The sequence below is a fragment of the Corynebacterium sp. S5S1 genome, assembly GCF_001913985.1.
GTDB classification, from domain to species: Bacteria; Actinomycetota; Actinomycetes; order Mycobacteriales; family Mycobacteriaceae; genus Corynebacterium; species Corynebacterium marquesiae.
Genome location: NZ_MKXT01000068.1, coordinates 3941 through 5955, shown reverse-complemented (window position 1 = coordinate 5955; position 2015 = coordinate 3941). Strand labels below are relative to the sequence as shown.

The window sequence follows — 2015 nt, the reverse complement described above, 5'->3', positions numbered from 1 at the left end:
TATTTGCTGTCCACAAGGCTGTTAACTCCCAGTTCAGCCAATCGCACGTCGTATCCATCAGTGACAAGTCGCAAGTTCCTGAAGCTCCCCATAAGCCCTATCTACAGGTAAAAAAGAATAAAACTGCCCGCGTCGAGTGGGACCGTCGATCTTCCGGCACTACTAGGATTCACACCTATGTTGTAAAACTGCGTCCAGACGACGGTTCCGCGGTGTTGGAGCAAAAAGTCACCGGCACCAGCACCTACCCGGACAACTTTGCAGAATTCCCGAACCTCAAAGCCGGAGTCTCCTACACCGCTACTGTAGAAGCACAGAGCGCGTCCGGAAATTCTCGACCTTCCGAAACCAGTTTGCCCCTCACCATTTCAGAAGATCCTGCCCCGCAATTCACGCTTGACACTGACACCATCGACCTCGCAAAAGGCGGAGAGTTCACTGTCTCTGGCTCTGGATACACTGGTCCGGCAGCACAAGAAGGCGTTTACGTCGTATTCTGGGCAGCCTCCAAATGGACCCCAGGGGAACTACCTCGCGACATCGACAAGAAAGGTGTCTCAGTTCTCGTCAAACCTGATGAAATCAAAAACGGTGCTTTCACCAAGAAGATTCAGATCAAACCAGGTGAAATTAACCTTGCCCAAGGTGATTCCTACCAAGTCGGGACCCTCGCCGGCGGCAAGATGTTGCCTGTCGATCGTCGTCTGGACGTGGCAAAAACAGTCAATCTGACGTCGCAGTCCCTGTCGGAGGTCAACGCGACTGCCGAGAATCAGACGGTTAAAGCCGAGTGGAAATTAGCTGAAAATGACAAGCGCGGCTCTAGTATCCGAATCACGCTGTATCGCGAGGATGGTGACCAATACAAGTATGTCAACCACCTTGACCAGGGACCTCAGGTCTCTAGTGCTCAGTTCGTTGGACGAGAACCAGGTGTCTACCGAGTAGGCGTGAAAGCAAACTTGAGCACTGATTTCTTCGGTCCCGATCAATGGACCGAAGAAAAATTCAGCGATTCCGTCACCGTGGTCGACCCTGACGCTCCGCAGCCACCAGCTGCGAAGCCTGCACCTGCTCCTTCCAAACCCGAAAAGCCAGCCACCCCGCCCAAACCATCGAAGCCATCCAAGCCCTCCACCTCTGAGAAGCCGGCAACTTCCACACTGAAAACCCCTGATGCCCCGCGCATCAGCCCGGCATCGGCGAAGGACTATTCCAAGGCCGGTTTGTTCTACTCGCTAGCTGGCTACGAGGACATCACGAAAGTTGAAGCTCGCCTGGTGCCTGTCGACGACAAAGGCAACCAGGAAAGCGACGCGTACATCGCCCCAAGCGAAATGGCTAATGGGTACGCTGAGTTCACCGGACTGAAGAAAGGTCAGCGCTACCGCGGTCAGATCAAGGTCATCACGGAAAACGGCGAAACCGAGTGGTCTGCATATTCCGGAATCTTCCTGTCGGAAACACCAGAACAAGGCATCGACCCTGACCTGACCCTGTTCCCAGAAACGCCGCTGGATAGCCGGAAAGCAAACACGATCACCGTCAACGGCACCGGCTACTTGAACGGCAAAGAGATGAATCTCTATGTCCTGGAAGACGCCGACATTCCTGAAAACGGAATCTTCAACTCCGACACCGCGAAGAAAGCTCTGGCTTCTACGACGGCTAAGGTCGCCAATGGTAAGTTCTCGCAGAACCTGGAAATTCCAGCTAATACGCTGAACCCGAAGAAAAAATACTTCGTGGTAAGCGTCGACAAGCACGGCAACCACGAATATGACTACGGCGTTTTGCTCAAGGTCAAAGACGGGGCAGTTGCCACTCCGACTCTGGATGTTTCTACAACGACGGTAAATGCTGCCACGGGTGGTGACATTACTGTCCGCGGTGCGGGGTTCGTCGGCGAAGGCGCCTCGCAGGGTGTCTACGTTGCGGTGTATAAGAAATCGCAGTGGGACGTCGGCAAGTCCGCGCCGGTGGGCCGTCCAGTTGCCGCCGAATGGGTGCAGATG

General features: G+C 54.4%; 1 protein-coding gene. It reads left to right on the top strand.

Going from position 1 to position 2015, the window contains the following annotated elements; genetic code table 11:
- Positions 1-2015: fibronectin type III domain-containing protein (locus BKN05_RS11870; RefSeq protein ID WP_286688727.1), on the top strand; the 2015-nt coding region annotated here is incomplete at both ends.